20 protein-coding genes are annotated in these 21,596 nt (G+C 65.3%); 12 read left to right on the top strand and 8 right to left on the bottom strand.

Features of this window, described 5'->3' with window-relative positions; genetic code table 11:
- Window positions 1-229 precede the first annotated feature (229 nt).
- Window positions 230-634: a DUF805 domain-containing protein gene (locus tag ACX9OT_RS10410; protein ID WP_107432145.1), complete on the top strand. Its 405-nt coding sequence runs from the start codon at window positions 230-232 to the stop codon at window positions 632-634.
- 1 nt (window position 635) lies between these two features.
- Here the strand turns inward: ACX9OT_RS10410 and ACX9OT_RS10405 are convergent, their stop codons facing one another.
- Window positions 636-1,502 carry a DUF1911 domain-containing protein gene (locus ACX9OT_RS10405; protein ID WP_258014113.1) on the bottom strand — a complete coding sequence of 289 codons (867 nt, stop codon included), beginning with the start codon at window positions 1,500-1,502 and terminating at the stop codon, window positions 636-638.
- Between the two features lie 106 nt (window positions 1,503-1,608).
- Between ACX9OT_RS10405 and ACX9OT_RS10400 the strand changes: the two genes are divergently transcribed.
- Window positions 1,609-2,790, top strand: a complete 1,182-nt coding sequence (locus tag ACX9OT_RS10400) for a hypothetical protein (RefSeq protein WP_459001963.1) — start codon at window positions 1,609-1,611, stop codon at window positions 2,788-2,790.
- A 125-nt stretch (window positions 2,791-2,915) separates the two neighbouring features.
- On the opposite strand, the gene ACX9OT_RS10395 is transcribed toward ACX9OT_RS10400, so the two are convergent.
- Together ACX9OT_RS10395 and ACX9OT_RS10390 are read right to left on the bottom strand one after the other, a co-directional pair.
- Complete coding sequence (locus ACX9OT_RS10395) at window positions 2,916-3,338, bottom strand: acyl-CoA thioesterase (protein WP_032128832.1); 423 nt, start codon at window positions 3,336-3,338, stop codon at window positions 2,916-2,918.
- Between the two features lie 79 nt (window positions 3,339-3,417).
- A complete protein-coding gene (locus ACX9OT_RS10390) occupies window positions 3,418-3,783 on the bottom strand; it encodes a hypothetical protein (protein WP_223224661.1) in 366 nt (121 codons plus the stop codon).
- A gap of 167 nt (window positions 3,784-3,950) precedes the next feature.
- Between ACX9OT_RS10390 and rimK the strand changes: the two genes are divergently transcribed.
- The 5 genes from rimK to ACX9OT_RS10365 all read left to right on the top strand — a co-directional run bounded on the left by rimK (window position 3,951) and on the right by ACX9OT_RS10365 (window position 8,130).
- Entirely contained in the window at window positions 3,951-4,829 is an 879-nt protein-coding gene (rimK, locus tag ACX9OT_RS10385; RefSeq protein WP_005418651.1) for a 30S ribosomal protein S6--L-glutamate ligase, read from the top strand.
- 245 nt (window positions 4,830-5,074) lie between these two features.
- Complete coding sequence (locus ACX9OT_RS10380; protein ID WP_010481495.1) at window positions 5,075-5,551, top strand: hypothetical protein; 477 nt, start codon at window positions 5,075-5,077, stop codon at window positions 5,549-5,551.
- Between the two features lie 89 nt (window positions 5,552-5,640).
- Complete coding sequence (locus tag ACX9OT_RS10375) at window positions 5,641-6,114, top strand: hypothetical protein (RefSeq protein WP_049425106.1); 474 nt, start codon at window positions 5,641-5,643, stop codon at window positions 6,112-6,114.
- A gap of 8 nt (window positions 6,115-6,122) precedes the next feature.
- On the top strand, window positions 6,123-6,800 hold the full coding sequence (locus tag ACX9OT_RS10370) for a response regulator transcription factor (protein ID WP_005410804.1): 678 nt from the start codon (window positions 6,123-6,125) through the stop codon (window positions 6,798-6,800).
- Window positions 6,763-8,130 (top strand): sensor histidine kinase, encoded by a 1,368-nt coding sequence (locus tag ACX9OT_RS10365; RefSeq protein ID WP_032128829.1) that lies wholly within the window; start codon window positions 6,763-6,765, stop codon window positions 8,128-8,130. The genes ACX9OT_RS10370 and ACX9OT_RS10365 overlap by 38 nt, the downstream gene beginning before the upstream one ends.
- Window positions 8,131-8,303: 173 nt before the next feature.
- Here the strand turns inward: ACX9OT_RS10365 and coaE are convergent, their stop codons facing one another.
- From coaE to ACX9OT_RS10350, 3 genes are read right to left on the bottom strand one after another with little or no spacing between them, the layout of a single operon-like run.
- Complete coding sequence (gene coaE, locus ACX9OT_RS10360) at window positions 8,304-8,915, bottom strand: dephospho-CoA kinase (protein WP_346484935.1); 612 nt, start codon at window positions 8,913-8,915, stop codon at window positions 8,304-8,306.
- Window positions 8,916-8,926: 11 nt separating this feature from the next.
- Entirely contained in the window at window positions 8,927-9,790 is an 864-nt protein-coding gene (locus ACX9OT_RS10355) for a prepilin peptidase (protein ID WP_032128827.1), read from the bottom strand.
- 7 nt (window positions 9,791-9,797) lie between these two features.
- Window positions 9,798-11,057 (bottom strand): type II secretion system F family protein, encoded by a 1,260-nt coding sequence (locus ACX9OT_RS10350; protein ID WP_459001986.1) that lies wholly within the window; start codon window positions 11,055-11,057, stop codon window positions 9,798-9,800.
- A 354-nt stretch (window positions 11,058-11,411) separates the two neighbouring features.
- Between ACX9OT_RS10350 and ACX9OT_RS10345 the strand changes: the two genes are divergently transcribed.
- Entirely contained in the window at window positions 11,412-11,822 is a 411-nt protein-coding gene (locus tag ACX9OT_RS10345) for a prepilin-type N-terminal cleavage/methylation domain-containing protein (protein WP_459001958.1), read from the top strand.
- A gap of 131 nt (window positions 11,823-11,953) precedes the next feature.
- Window positions 11,954-13,681, top strand: coding sequence for a type IV-A pilus assembly ATPase PilB (gene pilB / locus ACX9OT_RS10340; RefSeq protein ID WP_329811435.1), 1,728 nt, complete (start codon window positions 11,954-11,956; stop codon window positions 13,679-13,681).
- Window positions 13,682-14,055: 374 nt separating this feature from the next.
- On the opposite strand, the gene ACX9OT_RS10335 is transcribed toward pilB, so the two are convergent.
- Together ACX9OT_RS10335 and ACX9OT_RS10330 are read right to left on the bottom strand one after the other, a co-directional pair.
- Window positions 14,056-15,429 carry a sigma-54-dependent transcriptional regulator gene (locus tag ACX9OT_RS10335; RefSeq protein WP_032128822.1) on the bottom strand — a complete coding sequence of 458 codons (1,374 nt, stop codon included), beginning with the start codon at window positions 15,427-15,429 and terminating at the stop codon, window positions 14,056-14,058.
- Window positions 15,430-15,489: 60 nt separating this feature from the next.
- On the bottom strand, window positions 15,490-17,100 hold the full coding sequence (locus tag ACX9OT_RS10330) for a sensor histidine kinase (protein ID WP_459001955.1): 1,611 nt from the start codon (window positions 17,098-17,100) through the stop codon (window positions 15,490-15,492).
- Window positions 17,101-17,505: 405 nt separating this feature from the next.
- On the opposite strand from ACX9OT_RS10330, the gene sucC reads away from it, so the two are divergent.
- The 3 genes from sucC (at window position 17,506) to ACX9OT_RS10315 (ending at window position 21,430) form a co-directional block, all read left to right on the top strand.
- Window positions 17,506-18,675 (top strand): ADP-forming succinate--CoA ligase subunit beta, encoded by a 1,170-nt coding sequence (sucC, locus tag ACX9OT_RS10325; RefSeq protein ID WP_004154430.1) that lies wholly within the window; start codon window positions 17,506-17,508, stop codon window positions 18,673-18,675.
- A gap of 20 nt (window positions 18,676-18,695) precedes the next feature.
- Entirely contained in the window at window positions 18,696-19,571 is an 876-nt protein-coding gene (sucD, locus tag ACX9OT_RS10320; RefSeq protein ID WP_005410793.1) for a succinate--CoA ligase subunit alpha, read from the top strand.
- A 224-nt stretch (window positions 19,572-19,795) separates the two neighbouring features.
- Window positions 19,796-21,430 (top strand): NAD+ synthase, encoded by a 1,635-nt coding sequence (locus ACX9OT_RS10315; protein WP_182266598.1) that lies wholly within the window; start codon window positions 19,796-19,798, stop codon window positions 21,428-21,430.
- Window positions 21,431-21,596: the final 166 nt, after the last annotated feature.

Raw genomic sequence — 21,596 nt, 5'->3', positions numbered from 1 at the left:
GACCAATCCGCCACTGCTGCAAGCCAGTGATCCGATTCAGAATGCCCACGCCTATGGAAATGTGCGGTAGTTCGCGCTGCGTCTCTGGCTGCGCGGCTGCCGCGGCGGGCTCCTGCAATCTCCGCTGTCTGCCGGGCCCGCCGGGCCGCAGGGTTCAGTTGGTGCTGGGCTTGGGGATGCTAAAAGATCGTTAACCCTTGCCTCCCATCGTCCGCTGCCCGGAGCGCGAATGATCCCCGCACTTTTGCCCCTCAGGCGTTGCTTTGATTTTTCAGGGCGATCCAACCGGAAGGAGTTCTGGTCGTACTCCCTGTCTGCTGCCCTTGTGGTGGCAGTGGGCTACACCTTGATGGACGGCGGATACTGGCTGACGGGCACCGTGCTGCTCGACTGGGAGGCCTTCGAGCCATTCCGGACGCTGGGGTGGGTCATGACGGTCTGCGCGGTCATCGTCCTCCTTCCGCCCATGCTGGCCCTGGCCGTTCGACGACTGCACGACATCGACGAGTCCGGCTGGTACGTCGTGATCGCCTTCATCCCGTTGGGTGTGTTCGTCCTCTTCCCGGTCATGCTTCTGCCGGGCAACGAGGAAGAGAATCGATTCGGCGGTGTTTCCGGCCTGCCGGGTGCCTGACTCAACGCCGGGCGAAGTCCACCAGATCGGAAGGGTAGTGGGGGCAGGTGCGCAGCGTGGCGTCGTCACCGCCATACAGCACCACCAGCGCAGCCACTTCAAATGCCCAGTAGCCCCACGCGTTCGGCCCGATCAGGCGCCGGGTCCGCTTCTGAGCCTTTGGCGGCAGCAGGAAGAAGTCGCGGTACTGCACCTGCAGGTAGCCGGCCAGCAGTGAAGGGTCGAACGCTTCACCGTCGCGCAGCGGCGCGAACAGCTCAGCGAACGGTCGCGGATGAAAGACCTCATCACTGGCTTCCACCAGGCCCAGCGCCGGCGCGCTGAGGTAGTCCAGCACGCGGTCGGTGTCGAAACAGAGCACCTTCTCCACCAGCGCCGGCAGGCGTTCCTGCGCATCCAGCAGCACGCCCAGTGACAACAGCTGCAGTGCGTATTCGTAGTGCTGCGTTGTACGCGATTGCAACGACGCAGCCAGCGCGATGTCGTGGCCTTGCTGTTGCAGGCTGTCCCGGGCAAGGGCCAGCAAACGCGCATGCTCGAGCCAGAGATCTGCTACGTCGGCATGCATCTGCTGCAACGCCGTGGGGGCGAAGCCGCGGTCAACGCCTTTCAGCAGCAGGTTGCTGCCGGTCTGTGCAACCGTCTCCCAGCCGTAGGCATGCTCCAGGGCCGCATGTCCCTGCAGCGGTTCCTCCGCAGATTCACCGCCATTGCGCGCATGGCGTGCAAGCAAGGCCATGCCTGCGTTCCAGTCCGCCTGCCAATCCGGCAGGCGAAGCGTGCGGCGCGGCTGGCCCGGGGCCTTGGCCAGTGCTCTCCATCGCGGCAGCATGTCCTGCAGCAGATTCCGGCGATTCGCGGCAGTCATCGATTCCATCATCAGCGAGAGTCTAGCGGCATTGCCGGTTCGAACCCCATTGCCTGGCACAGCGTTGAAGGTTTGAATGGTGCACAGTCGCCGCCACCAAGCCTGCATGACCGTTGATCGAATCGCCCTCCGCCGTTTCACCCAGTGGCTGCCGTTCCTGATATGGGTAGCGATCTGCGTGGTGTGGTGGTCGCCTTGGGGTGTGGTCGTTGGCCTGGCCGCATGTCTTGCCCTGGGCGGCGTGCTGCAGCACTTCGATCTGGTCGGCGATGCCGTAGGGGGCGCACTGCTGCGCTCGCGGGCGAAGCTGCCCTTCGCCACCCGGCCGCCCACGCATGATGTGCTGTTGGATTGGGGCGAGCTGGGCATGGGCGGGCCGGCCTACGGCACCCTGATGCTGCGCGATGGCGCCATTGTCGAGGGCGTATCCACCGCAGGCAGCCACGATGCCAGCGGCGAGTGGCTGGCGCTGGCGGGCAGCGCGCTGCGTGTGGCCAGTGGCTACAGTGATCGCAGCGAAGCGGTGATCGTCTACGACGAAGCGGACAAGAGGGTGATGCACCTGCTGGCGATTGTTCCCAGCCTGTTCTGGCAGGAACTGCACGAGCGCCGGCAGCTTGGCGGGGATGCAGAAGCCGCGATGTGGTTGCGGGATATTCCCAGTCGATCGACCACGCTGCGCCCCTGCCGGGGTCTATGGCTGGAACAGGAGCATCCGGCGCTGGCCGCCGGGGTGCCGCAGGTGTTGCGGCATGTCCTGCCTGATGCCCGGGTGCTGAAGGCCATCCCGCTGCTTCCCGACGACCTGCGCCTGACTGCGCATCCGACCTTGTTCGCGCGCATCTGCCCGTACGCGCTCTGTCTTGATGGCGCGCCCAGTGACCGTCACGCCTGCGATCTGGAGACGGTCATTGCCAGCCCGTCCGGTCGATGCGTGGTGGTGGCGGGCAGCGTGCTTGATGGGGATCTGCGTCCCATCGAGGGCGTATGGCTCGTCCACTGGCAGGGGCGTTGGCAGGCCATTGGCCGCCGTGCGATGGGCGGCACTGGCAAGACCCGGAGTGGGGCCTGGATCGATGTCATCGCGGTCGGCGATGACGGAACGCTTCGCTGCGAAGCCTATGAGGAACACTGGACGTTCGAGGCGATCACACGCGTCCCCACGCCACATACGGCATTGGCGCTGCCTGTGGAATGGCGGGAAACCGCATTGGCCGTGCGTGTCCGCGATGGGGGCTTTTCGCTGCGCCTGCCCCGTGCGGATCAGCGGCCCTCAGTCACAGGTTAGACTGCGTCGAATCAAACAGGGAGGTTCCGGCATGCGTCGTCGATGCAGGCCGGGAAAGCGCTGGAAAAGCTGAAGAAATGGGCTGCGGGCAGTACCGGGTGCGGATGACCGGACTTCCGTAGGGCTCATGCGCCTGCCGCCTGCACCTGTTGCGCATACTCCTCGGTAAACAGCCCTGACAATGCCCGGCGCTGCTCTGCATCGATGGCGCGCGAGGCGTTGGTTGTGTAGTCGAAATGCACCATCACGCAGCGCCCGCTGGCCACCAGGGCCTCGAACTGGAACGCCTGCTGCACGATCGACAGCGAGGAGCGGCCGATGTTTTCGATGCGGGTCTCGATGCGCACTTCGTGTCCCGGCTGTATCTGCTGCAGGAAGTCGATCTCGTAGCGGCGCAGGATCAGCGTCAGGTCGCGCATGCTGGCCTCGCGGCTGAAATGGCGGAAGATCTCCTGGCGACCTTCCTCGAACCAGACGGGCAGGGCGGTGTTGGTGACGTGGCCGAGTACATCCACTTCGGAGAAACGCGGAAGGATCGTCAACGGCATGAAGTCTCCGGGGTGTAGTGGGTGGGGTCTCCGGCGACGATGCTGCCATCGCCGGAGACAGTGCGGCGACTACCGGCTGTCAGTCTGAGTAGAAGCCGTTGCCGAGGGTGCCGGGCAGGCCGGGTTCCGGCCACGGCATCAGTGACGTGCAGGCGTCGTACAGCGTGCAGAAGTCCTGCCGCAGTTGTGCAGGCACCCAGCTGCCATAGGAAACGTCGGTCGAGTCGCCCTGGCAGGCGTAGGAAACATCGATCCAGCGGGTATTGGCGTGTGAGGCAACGCCCTGGTGCTGTGTTTTGCCCGTGCAGTAGCGCAGGCCCTGGCCGATCAGGGTGTTGTTGGCATCGAAGTAGAGCCGGGAGACTGCATGGGTTGGCGCAGCCTGTACGTGTGCGGCGCTCCCCATCAGGCCAAACAGCAACAACAGCGGAATTCCCATTCGCATCTGTGGTTCTCCTTGGGTTGTGTAAGCCGGCCGTGTCCTGTCCTGTAGCCGGCAACAGCCATCTTCGCACAGCCCCGGCAGGCACGCAGATGCGGCGGTCTGCAGGGCATCATCCGCCCGCCACACGCCCGCGCTATGCTGCGCGCCTGCCGCCCGATCCTGCCGCGATGAAGCTCGCCATCCTGTCCCGCAACAGCTCCCTGTACTCCACCCGCCGGCTGGTCGAGGCGGCCCGCGCGCGCGGCCACACCGTTCGCATCCTCGACCCGCTGCGCTGCTACATGCGCATCGCCGCCGATGGTTTTTCGATGCACTACAAGGGCCGGCCGATGACCGGCGTGGACATGGTCATCCCGCGCATCGGCGCCTCGATCACCCGCTATGGCACCGCCGTGCTGCGCCAGTTCGAGCTGATGGGCGCGCGCACTCCCAACCCGTCCGATGCGATCCTGCGTTCGCGCGACAAGCTGCGCGCGCACCAGTTGCTGGCAGCCAAGGGCATCGACATGCCGGTCACCGTGTTCGGCGACAACCCCGATGACACCGTCGACCTGCTGTCGATGCTCGGTCCGCCGCCGCACGTAGTGAAGCTCAACGAGGGCACCCAGGGAAGGGGCGTGATCCTCACCGAGAAGGCCAGCGCTTCGCGTGGCATCGTCGAGGCCCTGCGGGGCCTGTACGCCAACTTCCTGATGCAGGAGTTCATCGGCGAAGCCAAGGGCGCCGACCTGCGCTGCTTCGTGGTCGGTGACCAGGTGGTGGCGTCGATGCAGCGCCAGGCGCCGGAAGGTGACTTCCGCTCCAACCTGCATGCCGGCGGCACCGCGGTGGCGGCTAAGGCCAGCCGCGCCGAACAGCAGGTGGCGGTGCGTTCGGCCAAGGCGCTGGGCTTGTCGGTCTGTGGCGTGGACCTGATCCGCTCCGCGCGTGGCCCGCTGGTGCTGGAGGTCAACTCCACGCCAGGGCTGGAGGGCATCGAAGCCGCCTGCGGGGTGGATGTGGCCACGCGTATCATCGAGCACGTCGAGAAGATCAAAAAGCCATGATTAATCAATGGCTTGAAATTCTCATGAGCAAATGAGGCCAGCTTTAACGCGCCTTTAATCGGCGCCGGCGTAGCCTTCAGCGAACCGCAGCTCTGCCTCTCAGCAGGATCGGTATCGGGATACGACTTCAGACCCAGGCGGGGCACCGTCTGGGTCTTTTTTATGCCGCCGGAAGTCCCTTGTGGAGGCAGCGTGACGGCCGTAGAGTGGCGCCCATCGTTCCTGGATGGATCCGGAGGCTGGCGATGTACCGCATCACGATGATCGCGTTGTTGCTGGGGCTGTCTGGTGCTGTCTCCGCCAAGCCGGAGAAGACCGCCATACAGATGGATGGGCAGGCCCCGGTGGCCGAGCAGGTCCGGCGGGTTGAGAAGGCCCTCGATGACGGCGAGTACAGCGAGATTTCCGCCGATGACCGCGCCCAGGTGCAGCAGGCACTGGCGCGCATCACCCAGCGCATGGGCGACCACCGCACGCTTCAGGAGCTCCCGCCGCAGGTCCAGGCGGAGGTGTTCAACGACCAGGAGCGTATCAATACCGTTCTTGTCCGCGCCCACGAGGACAGCCGCCAGATCTGCCAGCACACCCGCACCACCGGCAGCAACATGCCTAAAAGCCGCTGCCTGACCGTGGCCGAGCGCCGCCGGATCGAAGAAAAGGGCAAGGCCCTGCTCAACGACCAGCGCACCTTCAACAACTTCAACCCTGCCACCAACCACTAGGCCGTCCGATGCCCCTGCGCATGGCACTTGCTGGCGTGAAGGTGGTGCGAATACAGTCAACACTCAACTCAAACAAGGATTCGTTTGTCATGAAGTCCCTCCTGATGTCGGCGGTCCTGATCTCGGGCCTGACCCTGGCCACCGCCGCCTCTGCATCGAACCAGTCCGGTGAGGTCTTTATCCCCGGCAAGCCGCTGCAGCAGCAGATCGAGCGCATCGAAATCGAACTCAACGATGGCGAGACCTACAGCGAACTGAAGCAGGCCGACCGCAGCCGTGTACGCGAGGCGCTGGTGCGCATGCGCACGGCTGTCGAGCAGCATCCTGACCGCGATTCCATGCCTGAACAGGTACGAACCGATGTCTTCAACGACCAGCAGATCGTGAACACGGTTTTGACACAGGCACGTGAAGATAGTCGTCTAATATGCCAACGTGAAAAGGCCACGGGTTCGAACCGGTCCACGACGCAGTGCACTACCGTTGCCGAGCGCGCCCGGCGGAAGGACAAGGCACAGCGTGATATGGGCCAGGCCCAGCGCATCGGCAAATTCGTAAATTAGAGGTGACAGTGAGAATCCTGGTAATCGAAGACAACAGCGACATTGCGGCCAACCTGGGCGACTACCTGGAGGACCGGGGCCACACCGTGGACTTCGCGGCTGACGGGGTTACCGGTCTGCACCTGGCCGTGGTGCACGAGTTCGACGCGATCGTGCTGGATCTCAATCTGCCAGGCATGGACGGCATCGAGGTCTGCCGCAAGTTGCGCAATGAAGCGCGCAAGCAGACCCCGGTACTGATGCTCACCGCCCGCGATTCGCTGGACAACAAGCTGGCCGGCTTCGATTCCGGCGCGGACGACTACCTGATCAAGCCGTTCGCGCTGCAGGAAGTGGAAGTGCGTCTGAACGCCCTGTCGCGACGCGGCAAGGGCGTTCAGACCCGCGTGCTGGAAACCGGCGATCTGGAATACAACCTGGATACGCTGGAAGTGCGCCGCCAGGGCAAGCTGCTGCAGCTCAACCCGACCGCGCTGAAGATCCTGCAGGCGCTGATGGAAGCGGCCCCGGCCGTGGTGACCCGCCAGGAGCTGGAAACCCGTGTGTGGGGTGAAGAACTGCCCGATTCGGATTCCCTGCGCGTGCACATCCATGGCCTGCGCGCGGTGGTCGACAAGCCGTTTGAAGTGCCGCTGATCCAGACCCGCCATGGCATCGGATACCGCATCGCCACCCCGGAAGCCTGATTCGGTGGCAACCAAGGGGGAGCGCCGGCGCACGCCTTATCGGCGGCGCCTGCGCAGCCGCATCATCGTTTCGTTCGTGTTGTTGGGCTTCTGCCTGACGACACTGTTCGCGTTCGCCACCAACTGGGCCCGCCTGCGCGTGGAAAACCAGCTGGTGGAAGAGCTGATGAACCGCAACATCGACGAGTATGCGCGCCGCTATTACGAGCACCCCGGGCATAACCCGGACGCACCGGTACTGCAGATCAAGGCCTATGCCTATTCGAAGGACAAGTTCGACCGGGTGCGCGAAGAGCGCGCGCAGTGGGCGGGCTTCTCCGATGGCATTCACAGCGTCAGCGGCGATGAGCACGGCGAGCCGTACTCCTACAAGCTGGCCGTACGCAAGACGCCCGACGCCTGGTTCTTCCTCGCCTATGACATGACCGACAGCGTGCGCGGTGGCAAGCAGCTCAATCGCGCGCTGGTGCTGTCGGTGCTGGTGTTCAGCGTGCTGTCGCTGGTGCTGGGCTGGTGGTCGGCCTCGAAGGTGATGAAGCCGGTGTCGGATCTGGCCGCGCGGCTGCGTGCCTATCGCGGCGGCACCAGTGATCCCGAGCCGTTGGCGCCACGCTTCCCCGACGACGAAGTGGGGCAGCTGGCCCAGGCGCTGGACGACTATTCCTCGCGGCTGACCGAAGTGGTGCAGCGCGACCGTGAATTCAATGCAGACGTCAGCCATGAGCTGCGTACGCCGCTGGCAGTGATCCGTGGCGCCACCGAGCTGCTGCTGACCCGGCCCGGCCTGGACGAGAAGGTGCTGCAGCGCCTGCAGCGCATCCAGCGCGCCGAACAGCAGTGCAGCGATCTGATCGGCGCGCTGCTGCTGCTGTCGCGCAACGAGCGCGGGCAGGGCACCAGCAACGTCGCCCGCGTGGCCGAGCAGCTGCTGGACGCACACCGTGCGCAGCTGGGTGGCAAGCCGCTGGAGCTGCTGCTGGAAGGTGAGCGCAATCTGGTGATCGACGCGCCCGAGGCGGCGTTGTCGGTGGCACTGGGCAACCTGATCGGCAACGCCGTGAAGTACTCGCAGGACGGCGAGGTGCGCGTGTTCGTCGGCACCAACTCGGTGTCGGTAACCGACAGTGGCCCGGGCCTGAGCGAGGAAGACGCGGCCAAGCTGTTCCAGCGTGGCTACCGCGGCACGCATGCCGGCCACTCGCAGGGCGGCGGCATCGGCCTGTCGATCGTCAGCCGCCTGTGCGACCTGTACGGCTGGCAGGTAAGCGTGCGCCCCGGCGGCCAGCGTGGCGTGATCGCCACCCTGACGTTCTCGCCGAAGCCGTTGTAAGGGCCCCTACTTTGGTGGGTGCCGACCTTGGTCGGCACGAACCCCGCCGACCTTGCATCGCGCCCTGTGTCGCTTGTGCCACCACCGTGATCGCTGCCGCGCCCCGCGCGTGTAGATCCACGCCATGCGTGGATGCACTTCGGTAGTGCCGGCCGCTGGCCGGCAACCAGGCCTCAACCCCCGGCCAACCCCAGATACCGCGCATGCAGCTGTTCCACCTGCACCTGCAGGTCCTCCGGCTGCCCATCATTGACCACCACGTCATCGGCCAGCGCCAACCGCTGTGCGCGGCTGGCCTGCGCAGCAATCATCCGGTCGGCCAGCGCGGCATCAATGCCATCGCGCTGCATCAGCCGCGCGTGTTGCACGGCTTCGGGCGCATCCACCAGCAACACCCGGTCCAGCCACGGGTAGGCTTTCTGCCCGCCCACCTCGGTCAGCAGCGGAATCGCGGCAATCGCATAGGGGCTCTCAGCCTGCTCGCACTGCTGCTGCATCAGCAGGCGGATGGCGGGGTGGGTGATGGCTTCCAGCGCCGTCCGCTCGGCCGGGTCGGCAAACACGTGGGCGCGCAGGCGCCCCCGGTCCAGGCTGCCATCGGCCAGCAGCATGTCGGCGCCGAAACGCTCGGCAATACGGGCCAGCGCCGGGCTGCCGGCAGCCACCACTGCACGTGCGGCCAGATCAGCGTCGGCCACCACGATCCCCAGCGCCTCGAAGCGCCGGGTCACCTCACTCTTGCCGGAGGCGATGCCGCCGGTCAGGCCAACCACATAGCGGCTCATGGGGACTCCCCTCAGCGCAGCCCGCTCATCACCAGGTACTGCTCCACCAGTGGCGCACCCCACATGAAGTACAGCCAGCCGGCGATGGCCAGGTACGGCCCGAACGGGATGGGCGTGGCGCGGTCACGGCCCCGGCTGTACAGCCAGATCGAGCCGATGATGGCGCCCAGCACCGACGACAGCAGGATGATCGGCAGGATGCCCTTCAGACCACACCAAGCGCCCAGTGCCGCCAGCAGCTTGAAGTCGCCGTGGCCCATGCCTTCCTTGCCGGTCAGTTGCTTGAACAGCCACCAGACCGTCCACAGCGACAGGTAACCCACCGCCGCGCCCACCAGGGCGGGCTTGGCCGGCATGTAGAGGTTGTCGATGCTGCCTATCAGCCCCAGCCACATCAGCGGCAGGGTCAACTGGTCGGGCAGCAGCTGCGTTCGCAGGTCGATACCGGACAGGGCGATCAGGAAGCAGGTCAGCACGATGGCGCCGAAGCCCTGCCAGCCGAAGCCGAATTGCCAGACGCAGGCCAGCACCAGCACCGAGGTCAGCGCCTCCACCAGCGGGTACTGCAGCGAGATCGGCGCCTTGCAGTGCCGGCACTTGCCGCCCTGGATGATCCAGCTGAACAGCGGGATGTTCTCGTACCAGCTCAGCTTGTGCTTGCAGTGCGGGCAATGCGACGGCTCCACCACGATCCCCGGTGGGGGTGGTTCATAGAAGTCCGGTTCCTCCAGGACTTCGCGCGCATCGCGCTTCCACTGCCACTCCAGCCGCTTGGGCAGTCGCAGGATGACCACGTTCAGGAAACTGCCCAGCAGCAGTCCCAGGGCGGCCGCGGCGGGGTAGCCGAGGCCGGGGTGCTGGTCGAGAAATGCCATGTATGTTTTATCCGACGACAGAAGCGAGCTTGAAGATCGGCAGGTACATGCCGACGACCATGCCGCCCACGACCACACCAATGAACACCATGATCATCGGTTCGAGCAGGCTGCTCAAGGCGTCAACGGCATTGTTGACCTCCTGCTCATAATACTCGGCAACCTTGAACAGCATGGTATCCAACGCGCCCGCCTCTTCGCCGATGCCGGTCATCTGGATGACCATGTGCGGGAACAGGTTGGTCTGCTTCATGGCCATGTTGACCGGGAAGCCCACCGAGACGTCGTCCCGCATCCGCAGCACAGCCTCTTCATAGACCTTATTGCCGGTCGCGCCAGCCACGATGCCCAGGGCCTCCACCAGCGGGACGCCAGCCTTGAAGGTCACGGCGGTGGTCCGCGCGAAGCGGGCAATCGAGCTGTTGTGCATGATCTGGCCGATTACCGGCACCTTCAGTATCAGCCGATCCATTTTGTGCTGCATGGCTGGTGAGCGCTTGTAGGCCGTCACGAAGCCGACGATGCTGCCGACAACAATGATCGCAATCAGCCACCACCACGAGACCATGAAACGCGAGCAGGACACGATGATCTGGGTGAAAGCCGGCAGATCGGCGCCGAAACTCTTGAACACGTCTTCGAACTGCGGCACCACGAAGATCAGCAGGATCGCGCTGACCAGCAGCGCCACCGCGATGACCATTGCCGGGTAGAACAGGGCCTTCTTGATCTTGCCCTTCAGCGCTTCGATGTTCTCCTTGTAGTTGGCCACCGTGTCCAGCACGGTCTCCAGTACGCCGGCGCCTTCACCTGCCCGCACCAGGTTGCGATACAGCTCATCGAACTGTACCGGGTGCTTGCTGATCGCCTCGTGCAGCGATGAGCCGCCTTCGATGTCGGTGCGCACGCCATCGACCATCTTCTTCATGCGCGGGTTCTTGTGCCCGCTGCCGATGATCTCCAGCGCCGAGACGATCGGCACACCGGATTTCATCATCGTGGCCATCTGCCGGCTGAAGAAGGCGATGTCCTTGGTGCTGATCGCCTTGCCGGCCGCGCCGAACAGCGGTTTAGGCTTCGGTTTCACCTGGCCGGGATTGATGCCCTGCCGGCGTAACTCGGCCCTGAGCAGATTGGCATTCTTGGCCAACTGCTCGCCCTTCATCTTCACGCCCCGCTTGTCGGTCCCCTCCCAGACAAACGGCTGCAGTTCCATCGTGGCGCGGGCCACGGGCTCCTTCTTGATCGCACTGCGACTGACAGACATGTTGGCTCCCCAAGACCCGCCATCCCCAGGCGGGTAACTAGCCATCGATGGTAGCGGGTTCAAGGCCGGATGGGCAGTTGGTAGGCGGCCCAGCGTGCGATTTCGTGCCAGGTGCCGACCAAAGGTGACGCACTGCGTCACATTGCCGCGTCCATCGCAGATTCGGATGCGGGGGGTTCCCATCCGCGAAATTGCTGCCATCATGGGCGCGGGGAAATCCAGGGGGAGGCGTGCCGGGGTTGGCACGCAACCTGCGTTGATCCACCCGCAGGGTGCAGGACCCGCTCAACCGGTCGATGGCCGGCCCGATCCTGTGCGCTGACTCAACCACCACTTATCTTGGGGATGTATCAAATGAAGAACCAGAAGGGCTTCACCCTTATCGAACTGATGATCGTTGTTGCGATCATTGCCATCCTGGCCGCCATCGCGCTGCCGCAGTACAAGAACTACACAGCCCGCGCCAAGATCACCCAGGCCGTCGCCGCTGTCGCCGGCGAGAAGATCAAGGTTGCCGAGAACTATGCTTCGGAAGCCACCGACCTGTGCGCGAGCGTTTCCGGCTGCACCGGCGGCACCGGCGCCACCGGCCTGGCCGCTCTGAAGCTGACCGGCAAGTCGAAGGACAACACCGCCACCATCGAACTGACCACCGGCGTCCCGGCCAACGACAAGGATCCGCTGCAGTGGACCTGCACCGTGACTGCTTCTTCGGTCACCACCTATAAGGACAAGCCGTGCGATGACCTGAACAAGTCATCCTAATCGCGGCGTGATGGCTGGCACCGAGTGTCGGCCCTGCAGCACCGGATGCCCGCGAGAAATCGCGGGCATCTGCATTTGTAATGGGCGCTCCAGGCGCCTATAACCTGCTCACCCCTCCCAGAACCACCACCATGAACGCAGTCACCACCGCCAATCTGGTTGGCATCACCGGGCTGGCCCGCCGCCTGGTCCAGGATGGGGCGCTGGACGAAGCCAGTGCCCGCGACGCGATGGCCAAGGCCGCCGCTGCCCGCCAGCCGCTGCCCACCTGGTTCGCCCAGAACAAGCTGGTCAATGCCGCGCAGCTCGCTGCCGCCAACGCGGTCGAGTTCGGCATGCCGCTGTTCGACGTGTCCACCTTCGACGCCAGTCAGAACGCGATGAATCTGGTGAGCGAGGAACTGCTGCGCAAACACAACGTGCTACCGCTATTCAAACGGGGTGGCAAGCTGTTCGTCGGCACCAGCAATCCGACCCACTCGCTGGATGAAATCAAGTTCCACACCAATCTTGTGGTGGAGCCGATCCTGGTCGACGAAGACCAGATCCGACGCACCCTGGAGCAGTGGCATACCAGCCATGACAGCCTGGGCGACTCGCTGGGTGGGGACGATGAAGGGCTCGCTAACCTGGATATATCCAGCGGCGACGAAGACAACGCAGGGGGCGACTCCGGCATCGACGCCAAGGGCGACGACACCCCGGTGGTCAAGTTCGTCAACAAGGTGCTGGTCGATGCCATCCGCAAGGGCGCATCGGACATCCACTTCGAGCCTTACGAAGACGACTACCGCGTGCGCCTGCGCATCGACGGCCTGCTGAAGATGGTGGCGCGCGCACCGGTGAAGTTGAACCAGCGCATCGCTGCGCGCCTGAAGGTGATGGCGCAGCTGGATATCGCCGAGAAGCGCGTGCCGCAGGACGGCCGCATCAAGCTCAACCTGTCCAAGAGCAAGCAGATCGACTTCCGCGTCAGCACGCTGCCGACCCTGTTCGGTGAAAAGGTGGTTCTGCGTATCCTGGATGGCAGCGCGGCCAAGCTGGGCATCGACAAGCTGGGCTACGAGCCGGACCAGCAGAAGCTGTTCCACGACGCCATCCACAAGCCGTACGGCATGGTGCTGGTGACCGGCCCAACCGGCTCCGGCAAGACGGTGTCGCTGTATACCGCGCTGGGCATCCTCAACGATGAGACGCGCAACATCTCCACCGCCGAAGACCCGGTGGAAATTCGCTTGCCCGGCGTCAACCAGGTGCAGCAGAACAACAAGCGCGGCATGACCTTCGCTGCAGCGCTGCGCTCGTTCCTGCGACAGGATCCGGACATCATCATGGTTGGCGAAATCCGCGACCTGGAGACGGCTGAGATTGCGATCAAGGCGGCGCAGACCGGCCACATGGTGCTGTCCACGCTGCATACCAACGATGCACCGCAGACCATCGCGCGTCTGATGAACATGGGCATCGCGCCGTACAACATCACCAGCTCGGTGACGCTGGTGATCGCGCAGCGCCTGGCGCGCCGGTTGTGCGGCAACTGCAAGCGCCCGGCCAATCTGCCGGAGCATGCGTTGCTGGCCGAGGGCTTCACCCAGGCGCAGCTGGATGCGGGCATCCAGTTGTACGAGGCGGTGGGCTGCGATGAGTGCACCGAGGGCTACAAGGGCCGAACCGGTATCTACCAGGTGATGCCGATGACCGATGAGATCGCCACCATCGTGCTGGCCGGCGGCAACGCGCTGCAGATTGCCGAGGCGGCGCAGCAGATCGGGGTGAATGACCTGCGGCAGTCGGCGTTGAAGAAGGCGGCAGCGGGTGTGACCAGCCTAGCCGAGATCAATCGCGTTACCAAGGATTGAGGTAAATCCACGCCATGCGTGGATGGTGCGATGCATGAGGTTGCCGGCCAGCGGCCGGCACTACCACGTTGGTGGGTAGATCCACGCCATGCGTGGATGACGCGATGCATGAGGTTGCCGGCCAGCGGCCGGCACTACCGCGTTGGTGGGTAGATCCACACCATGCGTGGATGACGCGGTGCATGAGGTTGCCGGCCAGCGGCCGGCACTACCGCGTTGGTGGGTAGATCCACGCCGTGTGTTGATGGCGAGATGCATGGGGGTTGCCGGCCAGCGGCCGGCACTACCGCGTTGGTGGGTGGATCCACGCCATGCGTGGATGGCGCGGCGGCGCACGCCAACCAAGGTTGGCGCCTACCAGGGCCGTTCGGCCCTTACTCCATCCCCAGCTTCTTCAGCTTGTAGCGCAGCGCGCGGAAGGTAATCCCCAGCTGCGCAGCCGTGCGGGTCTTGTTCCAGCGGTTCTCTTCCAGCGCGCGCTGGATGGCGCTGCGCTCCAGCTGCTCGATGTACGAGGGCAGGGCGGCACCGCCCGGCTGCAGGTCGGCCACGGCTTCGGCGGGAGCGGCGCCGCCGGGCGCACGCGGGGCGTGCTGCGGCAGGCGCAGGTCGTCGGCACCGATGCGGTCTTCTTCGGCCAGTGCCAGCGCGCGCTCCAGAATGTTCTCCAGCTCGCGCACATTGCCCGGGAACGCGTAGTGGGCCAGCGCTTCCAGCGCGGACGGCGCCAGCAGCGGTGTGGCACGGCCGTGGCTGCGGGCCAGCCGCGCCAGCACGGCGGCAGCCAGTTCCGGCAGGTCCTGGCGGCGCTCGCGCAGCGGCGGCACCTTCAGTTCAATCACGTTGATGCGGTAGTACAGGTCGTGGCGGAAGCGCCCGTCCTCGACCAGCTCGGCCAGGTCACGGTGCGTGGCCGAGAGAATGCGCACGTCCACCGGTTCTTCGTTGGCCGCACCGACCGCACGCACCGACTTTTCCTGGATGGCGCGCAGCAGCTTCACCTGCATCTGCAGCGGCAGCTCGGCCACTTCGTCCAGGAACAGGGTGCCGCCGTGTGCAGCCTGGAACAGGCCCGGCTTGTCGGCATGGGCGCCGCTGAAGCTGCCTTTGCGGTGGCCGAAGAACTCGCTCTCCATTAGCTCGCCAGGAATGGCACCGCAGTTGACCGGTACGAACGGACCAGCCGCACGCGCGCCTTGGGCGTGGATGGTGCGCGCGACCAGTTCCTTGCCCACGCCCGATTCACCGAGGATGTAGACCGGCGCCTGGCTGCGCGCGACCTTGCCGATGGTGGTGCGCAACACGTCCATGGCCGGCGAAGCGCCCAGCAGGCGTGCAGCCTGTTCGGTGGCGGGGCCGGGCGCAGGGCGTTCGGTGTTGTTGAGTTCCAGCGCGTGCTTGACCAGGCCGCGCAGCACCGAGATGTCCACCGGCTTGCTGACGAAGTCGAAGGCGCCGGCCTTCAGCGCTTCCACGGCCAGGTCCATGCTGCCGAATGCGGTGATCATCGCCACCGGTGTGCGCGGGTAGTGCTGGGCGATCTCGCTGACCAGCTCGATGCCGTTGCCATCCGGAAGGCGCATGTCGGTGATGCACAGGTCGTACGGGTTGCTGGCCAGCAGCTCGCGCGCTTCGGCCAGGTTGGCGGCAGTACTGATGCGCAGCCCCATGCGGCCGAGGGTCAGTACCAGCAGTTCGCGGATGTCGCGTTCATCGTCGACGACGAGGGCGCTGCGGGTTTCGTTCATGGGCGTGAAAGATAAACGAGGGGGCTGGAAGCGACAAATGTTTGACGCACAGAATTGGAATCAAGTGGGCAACAGCGTGTGCGGGCCAGGCAGCACCAGGCGGAAGCAGGAGCCGCCGGCGGGCACCGGGATGTAGTCGAGCCGTGCCTGGTTGGCGCGGCACAACTCGCGGGCGATATACAGGCCCAGCCCGGTGCCGTGCTCGGAGGTGGTGAAGAACGGGCGGAACAGCTGTGCGGCCACGCTCTCGGGAATGCCGGGGCCACGGTCCATCACGTCGATCACCGCGCTGCGCTCGTGCTGCGCCACGCGCAGGCGCACGCGTGCCGGCTGCTGGCCGATGCGGCCGTATTTCAGTGCGTTGTGCACCAGCACGGTGAGCACCTGGTACAGGTGTTTGCTGTCGACCTGCGCCATCACCGCCGTGTCGCTGATGATCGGTTCGATGCTGTCGGTTTCCAGCGTCTGGCCCTGCTTGTACTCCAGCACGAAGCGGCGCACGAAGGCGACCAGGTCGACGTTCTCGGGTGTGGCGCGCTCGCGCCGTGCCAGCCCCAGCACGCTCTCGACGATGCCGTTGGTGCGCTGGCATTGCTGGCGGATGATCTGCAGCAGGCGGCGGTCGCTTTCGTTGAAACCGGTGCCTTCCTCCAGCAGCTGCACGGCGTAGTTGATCGCCGCCAGCGGATTGCGGATTTCATGGGCGAGGCTGGCCGAGAAGCGGCCCATCGCCGACAGGGTGAGCGATTCGGCGCGCCGCGAGACCACGCTGGAGTCGTCCAGGAATACCAGCGCCAGTTCGCTGCCGGCCAGCAGGCGGGCGAAGCGCGGTTGCACTTCCGGCTGGTCGGGGTTGAGCTGCAGCGGCAGTTCGTCCTGGGCCCAGCCGTTGCGCCAGCGCTGCAGGCGGCGCGCCAGTTCCGGCGCGGCACTGGCCAGATCCAGGCGTCCCGTCTCACCGATGCCGTCGTTGTCGCCGAGCAGCATCGAGGCCGCTTCATTGGCCAGGGTGATGCGGTTGTCGGCGTCCACCACCAGCACGCCGGTGCGCATGCGGCGGATGATCAGTTCGTTGATCTGGAACAGGTTGGCCACTTCGTCGCCGCGCTGGTTGGCCAGCTGCTGGTTGCGGCGCGCGCGGTTGCCCACCTGGTAGCTGATGAAGGCCAGCGCCAGGTAGCTGGTGGCGAACATGGCCAGCTCGGCCAGCGTGCGGGTGGGGTCACCGCCTTCGAGCACCTTCCAGAGGTATTCGATGCCGGTGGCCAGGCTGGCAGCAACCGCCAGGCCCAGGCCCCAGCTCAGCGGCAGCAGGGTGGCGGCGGCGATGTTGAACAGCAGCGACATCGAGATGCCGGCGCTGGCACCGGGCAGGGCATGCGCCAGCAGGGTGGCGGCGATGATGTCCACCAGCACGCTGCTGACCACGATCGGGCGCAGCCAGCGTTCGTTGCGGCCGATCGCCAGGGCCAGCAGCGACAGCAGCAGATAGATCGCCGCGACGGTATCGGCCAGACGCGGGTGATGGGCCTCGCCGACCATGCCGGACAGGGGGCTGTAGAGCAGGCCGGCGATGACCGCGGCGATCAGCACCCGGTACAGCGCGAAGAAGTACAGCTCACGCCGCGGAATCGATTCGATGCGGTCGATCAATGAAGCACTGGGTGACACGCCGGAACTCCCCTTCTGGCTGCCTGGGTCTGGAATCTGCGGCGGCCCTGCCTGGCATCCCCTGAAGCCGGGCGGGTTCGTCGCTTCTATGTGGCCTACGGCGGAAGCCGCCGGGCAAGCCCGACACTACACACCTTGGTTGACCAGTATAGGGCCCCCGGCAGGACGCCGCCGGAGCCGCCCGGATCGCGCATTTGGCCTGCCGTGGATACCGGTGGTCAGCGCCGGCCCGGGCGCAACTGCCTGAATGGCGGTGGAAATCTGGCCGGGTGTGGCGTTTTGTACAGACTTCTTTGCGCCCCGGCGCTGGCTCGGCCACAATAGTGGGCCCGCCGCGGTCCATGCCGGCGCCCCGCCGGGGCCCTGAGGAATTGCGTGCGGTCGTTCCTATTCCCACGGTGACGCATGAATTTCCACGAATACCAGTCAAAACAACTGCTTGCCGAGTACGGCATCCCGGTCCCGGCCGGCAAGGTCGCTGCGACCCCGGACGAAGCGGTTGCCGCTGCCAACTCCCTGGGCCAGGGCCCCTGGATGGTCAAGGCGCAGATCCACGCTGGCGGCCGCGGCAAGGCTGGCGGCGTCAAGTTCTGCAAGACCACCGACGACGTGAAGGCCGCTGCGGCCAAGATGCTCGGCACCAAGATGGCCACCTACCAGACCGCTGGCGTTGAACTGCCGGTCAACCTGGTGCTGGTGACCACCGCCGGCGAGATCGTCAAGGAACTGTACCTGTCGGTGCTGGTCGACCGTGGCACCAAGACCATCACCTACATCGCCTCTTCGGAAGGCGGCGTGGAGATCGAGCAGGTCGCTGCTGAAACCCCGGAGCTGATCCACTCGCTGAACGTCGACTTCGTCGAAGGCGTGCAGGGTTACCACGGCCGTGATTTCGGCTTCAAGCTGGGCCTGACCGCCAAGCAGGCCGGCCAGTTCGCCAGCATCATGGTGAACCTGTACCGCCTGTTCAACGAAAAGGACCTGGCACTGGTTGAAATCAACCCGCTGGCCATCCTGGACGACGGCAACCTGTACGCGCTGGACGGCAAGTTCGACAGCGACGACAACGCCGCCTTCCGCCAGAAGGCCCTGGTCGCCATGCGCGACAAGACCCAGGAAGATCCGACCGAAGTGATCGCTTCGGAGCTGGACATCAACTACGTCACCATGGACGGCAACATCGGCTGCATGGTCAACGGCGCAGGCCTGGCCATGGCCACCATGGACGTCATCAAGCTCAACGGCGGCGAGCCGGCGAACTTCTTGGACGTGGGTGGCGGTGCCAACAAGCAGCGCGTCATCGAAGCGTTCAAGCTGATCCTGTCCTCGGACAAGGTTGAAGGCATCTTCGTCAACATCTTCGGCGGCATCGTCCGCTGCGACATGATTGCCGAAGGCATCATCGCCGCCGTGAAGGAAGTGGGCGTCAAGGTTCCGGTCGTGGTGCGCCTGGAAGGCACCAACGTGGAAGAAGGCAAGCAGCTGCTGCGTGACAGCGGCATGGCCATCATCCCGGCTGACAACATCAACGATGGCGCCAAGAAGATCGTTGAAGCTGTCAAGAACGCTGCCTGATTCGACACCAAGGAATTCCCATGTCTGTTTTGATTAACAAGAACACCAAGGTGATCGTGCAGGGCTTCACCGGCCAGCAGGGCACCTTCCACGCCACTCAGATGATCGAGTACGGCACCCAGGTTGTTGGCGGCGTGACCCCGGGCAAGGGTGGCACCACCCACATCGACCTGCCGGTCTTCAACACCGTTGCCGACGCCGTGCAGAGCACCGGTGCCAACGCTTCGGTCATCTACGTGCCGCCGCCGTACGCGGCCGACGCGATCCTGGAAGCCGCTGCTGCCGGCATCAAGGTCATCGTCTGCATCACCGAAGGCATCCCGGTGCTGGACATGCTGCGCGTCAAGAACGTGCTGACCCGTTCGCATCCGGACACCGTGCTGATCGGGCCGAACTGCCCGGGCGTCATCACCCCGGGTGAGTGCAAGATCGGCATCATGCCGGGCCACATCCACCAGCCGGGCAAGATCGGCATCGTGTCGCGTTCGGGCACCCTGACCTATGAAGCGGTCAAGCAGACCACTGAAGTCGGCCTGGGCCAGTCCACCTGTATCGGCATCGGTGGTGACCCGATCAACGGCCTGAACTTCGTCGACTGCCTGAAGCTGTTCAACGAAGACCCGCAGACCGAAGGCATCATCATGGTTGGCGAAATCGGCGGTGACGCTGAAGAAGCCGGCGCCGAGTACATCAAGAACCACGTGAAGAAGCCGGTCGTCGGTTTCATCGCCGGTGCGTCGGCTCCGGCCGGCAAGCGCATGGGCCACGCCGGTGCGATCGCCTCGGGCGGCAAGGGCACTGCCGAAGGCAAGTTCGCCGCCATGGAAGCTGCCGGTGTTGTCACCGTCCGCTCGCCGGGCGACCTGGGCGCTGCCATCGCCAAGCTGGTGAAATAAGACCGCTTGTGTAGAGTCGAGCCATGCTCGACTGACGCTCTTGCTTCAAACAGAAGGGCCGCCTCCGGGCGGCCTTTCTGCGTCTGGTGCCCTGACCATCCCGGTAACCCCATCCACGCATGGCGTGGATCTACTGAGCCGGGGCTGTCCACGCAGTGAGCGCGCCCGGCGCGCGCATGGCGCAGCGCTACAATGGGCACATTGCAACCACAGGCTGGATTCCCATGGCTTCGATCCGCATCGCGATGGCGCAGTTCGACTTCCCGGTCGGCGATGTCGCCGGCAACACCGAGCGCATCATCGAGATGATCGGCCAGGCGCGCGACGAGTACGGCGCCGAGCTGGTGATGTTCCCCGAGCTGGCGGTGAGTGGTTATCCGCCGGAAGACCTGCTGCTGCGCCCGGGCTTCCTGTACGAGTGCGAGCAGGCGATGGCCCGCATCGCTGCTGCCTGCCGTGGCATCACCGCCGTGGTTGGTTGGCCGCAGGCGGCCGGTGCGGTGGTCTACAACGCAGCCAGCGTGCTGCGTGACGGCCTGGTCGAGCAGACCTATCGCAAGCGCGAGCTGCCCAACTATGCGGTGTTCGACGAGCGCCGCTACTTCGATGTCGATCCGGATGGCGGCAGCTGCGTGTTCGAGGTCAACGGCATTCCGGTCGGCCTGCTGATCTGCGAGGACTTGTGGTTCGCCGAGCCGCTGGCCGATACCGTGCGCGCCGGTGCGCAGCTGGTGGTGGTGCCGAATGCCTCGCCCTATGAGCGTGGCAAGCATGCCCAGCGCGATGCAGTGCTGGCCGCACGCACCCGTGAGAGCGGGGCGGCGATCGCCTACCTCAACGTGGTCGGTGGGCAGGACGCGCTGGTGTTCGACGGCGCCTCGGTGGTGGCCGATGGCGACGGCACCGTGCACCCGGCCGCCGCCGCCTTCGTCGACCAGTGGCTGGTGGTGGAGTACGAGGGTGAAACCCGCCGCTTCATGCCGCACGTGTGGATGGACGACGGCGACGAGAGCATGGACGCGCTGGCCTGGCGTGCGGTGACCCGTGGCATCCAGGACTACTGCCGCAAGAACGGCTTCAAGAAGGTGTGGCTGGGCTTGTCCGGCGGCATCGATTCGGCGCTGGTGCTGGCCATGGCCGTGGACGCGATGGGCGCGGAAAACGTCACCGCTGTGCGGTTGCCGTCGCGCTATACCGCGGGCCTGTCCAACGACCTGGCCGCCGAACAGTGCCAGGCACTGGGCGTGAAGCTGGAGGCGGTATCGATCGAGCCGGCGTTCAAGGGCCTGATGGAATCGCTGGCGCCGATGTTCGAAGGCACTGCGCCGGACGTGACCGAAGAGAACCTGCAGTCGCGCAGCCGTGGCGTGATCCTGATGGCGCTGGCCAACAAGTTCGGTGGCCTGCTGCTGACCACCGGCAACAAAAGCGAATACGCGGTCGGTTACGCCACCATCTACGGCGACATGTGCGGTGGCTATGCGCCGCTGAAGGACCTGTACAAGACCGAAGTGTTCGGGCTGTCCAAGTGGCGCAACACCGTGGGCGGCGCGCCGGTGATCCCGCCGGCCGTGATCAGCCGCCCGCCGTCGGCCGAGCTGCGCGAGAACCAGCTGGACCAGGATTCGCTGCCGGCCTATGACGTGCTGGACGGCATCCTGTATCGCTACATCGACCAGGAGCAGTCGCGCACGGAGATCGTTGCGGCCGGCTACGACGCGGCCGTGGTCGACCGGGTGCTGCGCCTGGTGCGCATCAGCGAGTGGAAGCGGCACCAGGCCGCGCCGGGGCCGAAGGTCTCGCGCCGGGCATTTGGCCGCGAGCGTCGTTACCCGATCAGCAACGGCTACAAGGGCTGAAGCTGCGGTTGGCGGGTAGTGCCGGCCGCTGGCCGGCAACCCGTATACCGCGCATCCACGCATGGCGTGGCTCTACTGCGTTCGGTAGTGCCGGCCGCTGGCCGGCAACCCCGTATACCGCGTATCCACGCATGGCGTGGCTCTACTGCGTTCGGTAGTGCCGGCC

This window comes from Stenotrophomonas genospecies 3 (assembly GCF_054473855.1).
The sequence above is the reverse complement of the archived record's forward strand: the minus strand, read 5'-3'. Positions and strand labels throughout refer to the sequence as shown.

Excerpts from the sequence above, each read along its gene's own strand:
- ACX9OT_RS10380 (WP_010481495.1), top strand. The coding sequence starts at position 5,075 with ATGTACCGCATCACGATGATCGCGTTGTTGCTGGGGCTGTCTGGTGCT.
- ACX9OT_RS10390 (WP_223224661.1), bottom strand. The coding sequence starts at position 3,783 with ATGCGAATGGGAATTCCGCTGTTGTTGCTGTTTGGCCTGATGGGGAGC.
- ACX9OT_RS10345 (WP_459001958.1), top strand. The coding sequence starts at position 11,412 with ATGAAGAACCAGAAGGGCTTCACCCTTATCGAACTGATGATCGTTGTT.
- ACX9OT_RS10315 (WP_182266598.1), top strand. The coding sequence starts at position 19,796 with ATGGCTTCGATCCGCATCGCGATGGCGCAGTTCGACTTCCCGGTCGGC.
- ACX9OT_RS10410 (WP_107432145.1), top strand. The coding sequence starts at position 230 with ATGATCCCCGCACTTTTGCCCCTCAGGCGTTGCTTTGATTTTTCAGGG.
- ACX9OT_RS10335 (WP_032128822.1), bottom strand. The coding sequence starts at position 15,429 with ATGAACGAAACCCGCAGCGCCCTCGTCGTCGACGATGAACGCGACATC.
- rimK (WP_005418651.1), top strand. The coding sequence starts at position 3,951 with ATGAAGCTCGCCATCCTGTCCCGCAACAGCTCCCTGTACTCCACCCGC.
- ACX9OT_RS10350 (WP_459001986.1), bottom strand. The coding sequence starts at position 11,057 with ATGTCTGTCAGTCGCAGTGCGATCAAGAAGGAGCCCGTGGCCCGCGCC.
- sucD (WP_005410793.1), top strand. The coding sequence starts at position 18,696 with ATGTCTGTTTTGATTAACAAGAACACCAAGGTGATCGTGCAGGGCTTC.
- sucC (WP_004154430.1), top strand. The coding sequence starts at position 17,506 with ATGAATTTCCACGAATACCAGTCAAAACAACTGCTTGCCGAGTACGGC.
- ACX9OT_RS10365 (WP_032128829.1), top strand. The coding sequence starts at position 6,763 with ATGGCATCGGATACCGCATCGCCACCCCGGAAGCCTGATTCGGTGGCA.
- ACX9OT_RS10400 (WP_459001963.1), top strand. The coding sequence starts at position 1,609 with ATGACCGTTGATCGAATCGCCCTCCGCCGTTTCACCCAGTGGCTGCCG.
- ACX9OT_RS10375 (WP_049425106.1), top strand. The coding sequence starts at position 5,641 with ATGAAGTCCCTCCTGATGTCGGCGGTCCTGATCTCGGGCCTGACCCTG.
- coaE (WP_346484935.1), bottom strand. The coding sequence starts at position 8,915 with ATGAGCCGCTATGTGGTTGGCCTGACCGGCGGCATCGCCTCCGGCAAG.
- ACX9OT_RS10405 (WP_258014113.1), bottom strand. The coding sequence starts at position 1,502 with ATGACTGCCGCGAATCGCCGGAATCTGCTGCAGGACATGCTGCCGCGA.
- ACX9OT_RS10395 (WP_032128832.1), bottom strand. The coding sequence starts at position 3,338 with ATGCCGTTGACGATCCTTCCGCGTTTCTCCGAAGTGGATGTACTCGGC.
- pilB (WP_329811435.1), top strand. The coding sequence starts at position 11,954 with ATGAACGCAGTCACCACCGCCAATCTGGTTGGCATCACCGGGCTGGCC.
- ACX9OT_RS10355 (WP_032128827.1), bottom strand. The coding sequence starts at position 9,790 with ATGGCATTTCTCGACCAGCACCCCGGCCTCGGCTACCCCGCCGCGGCC.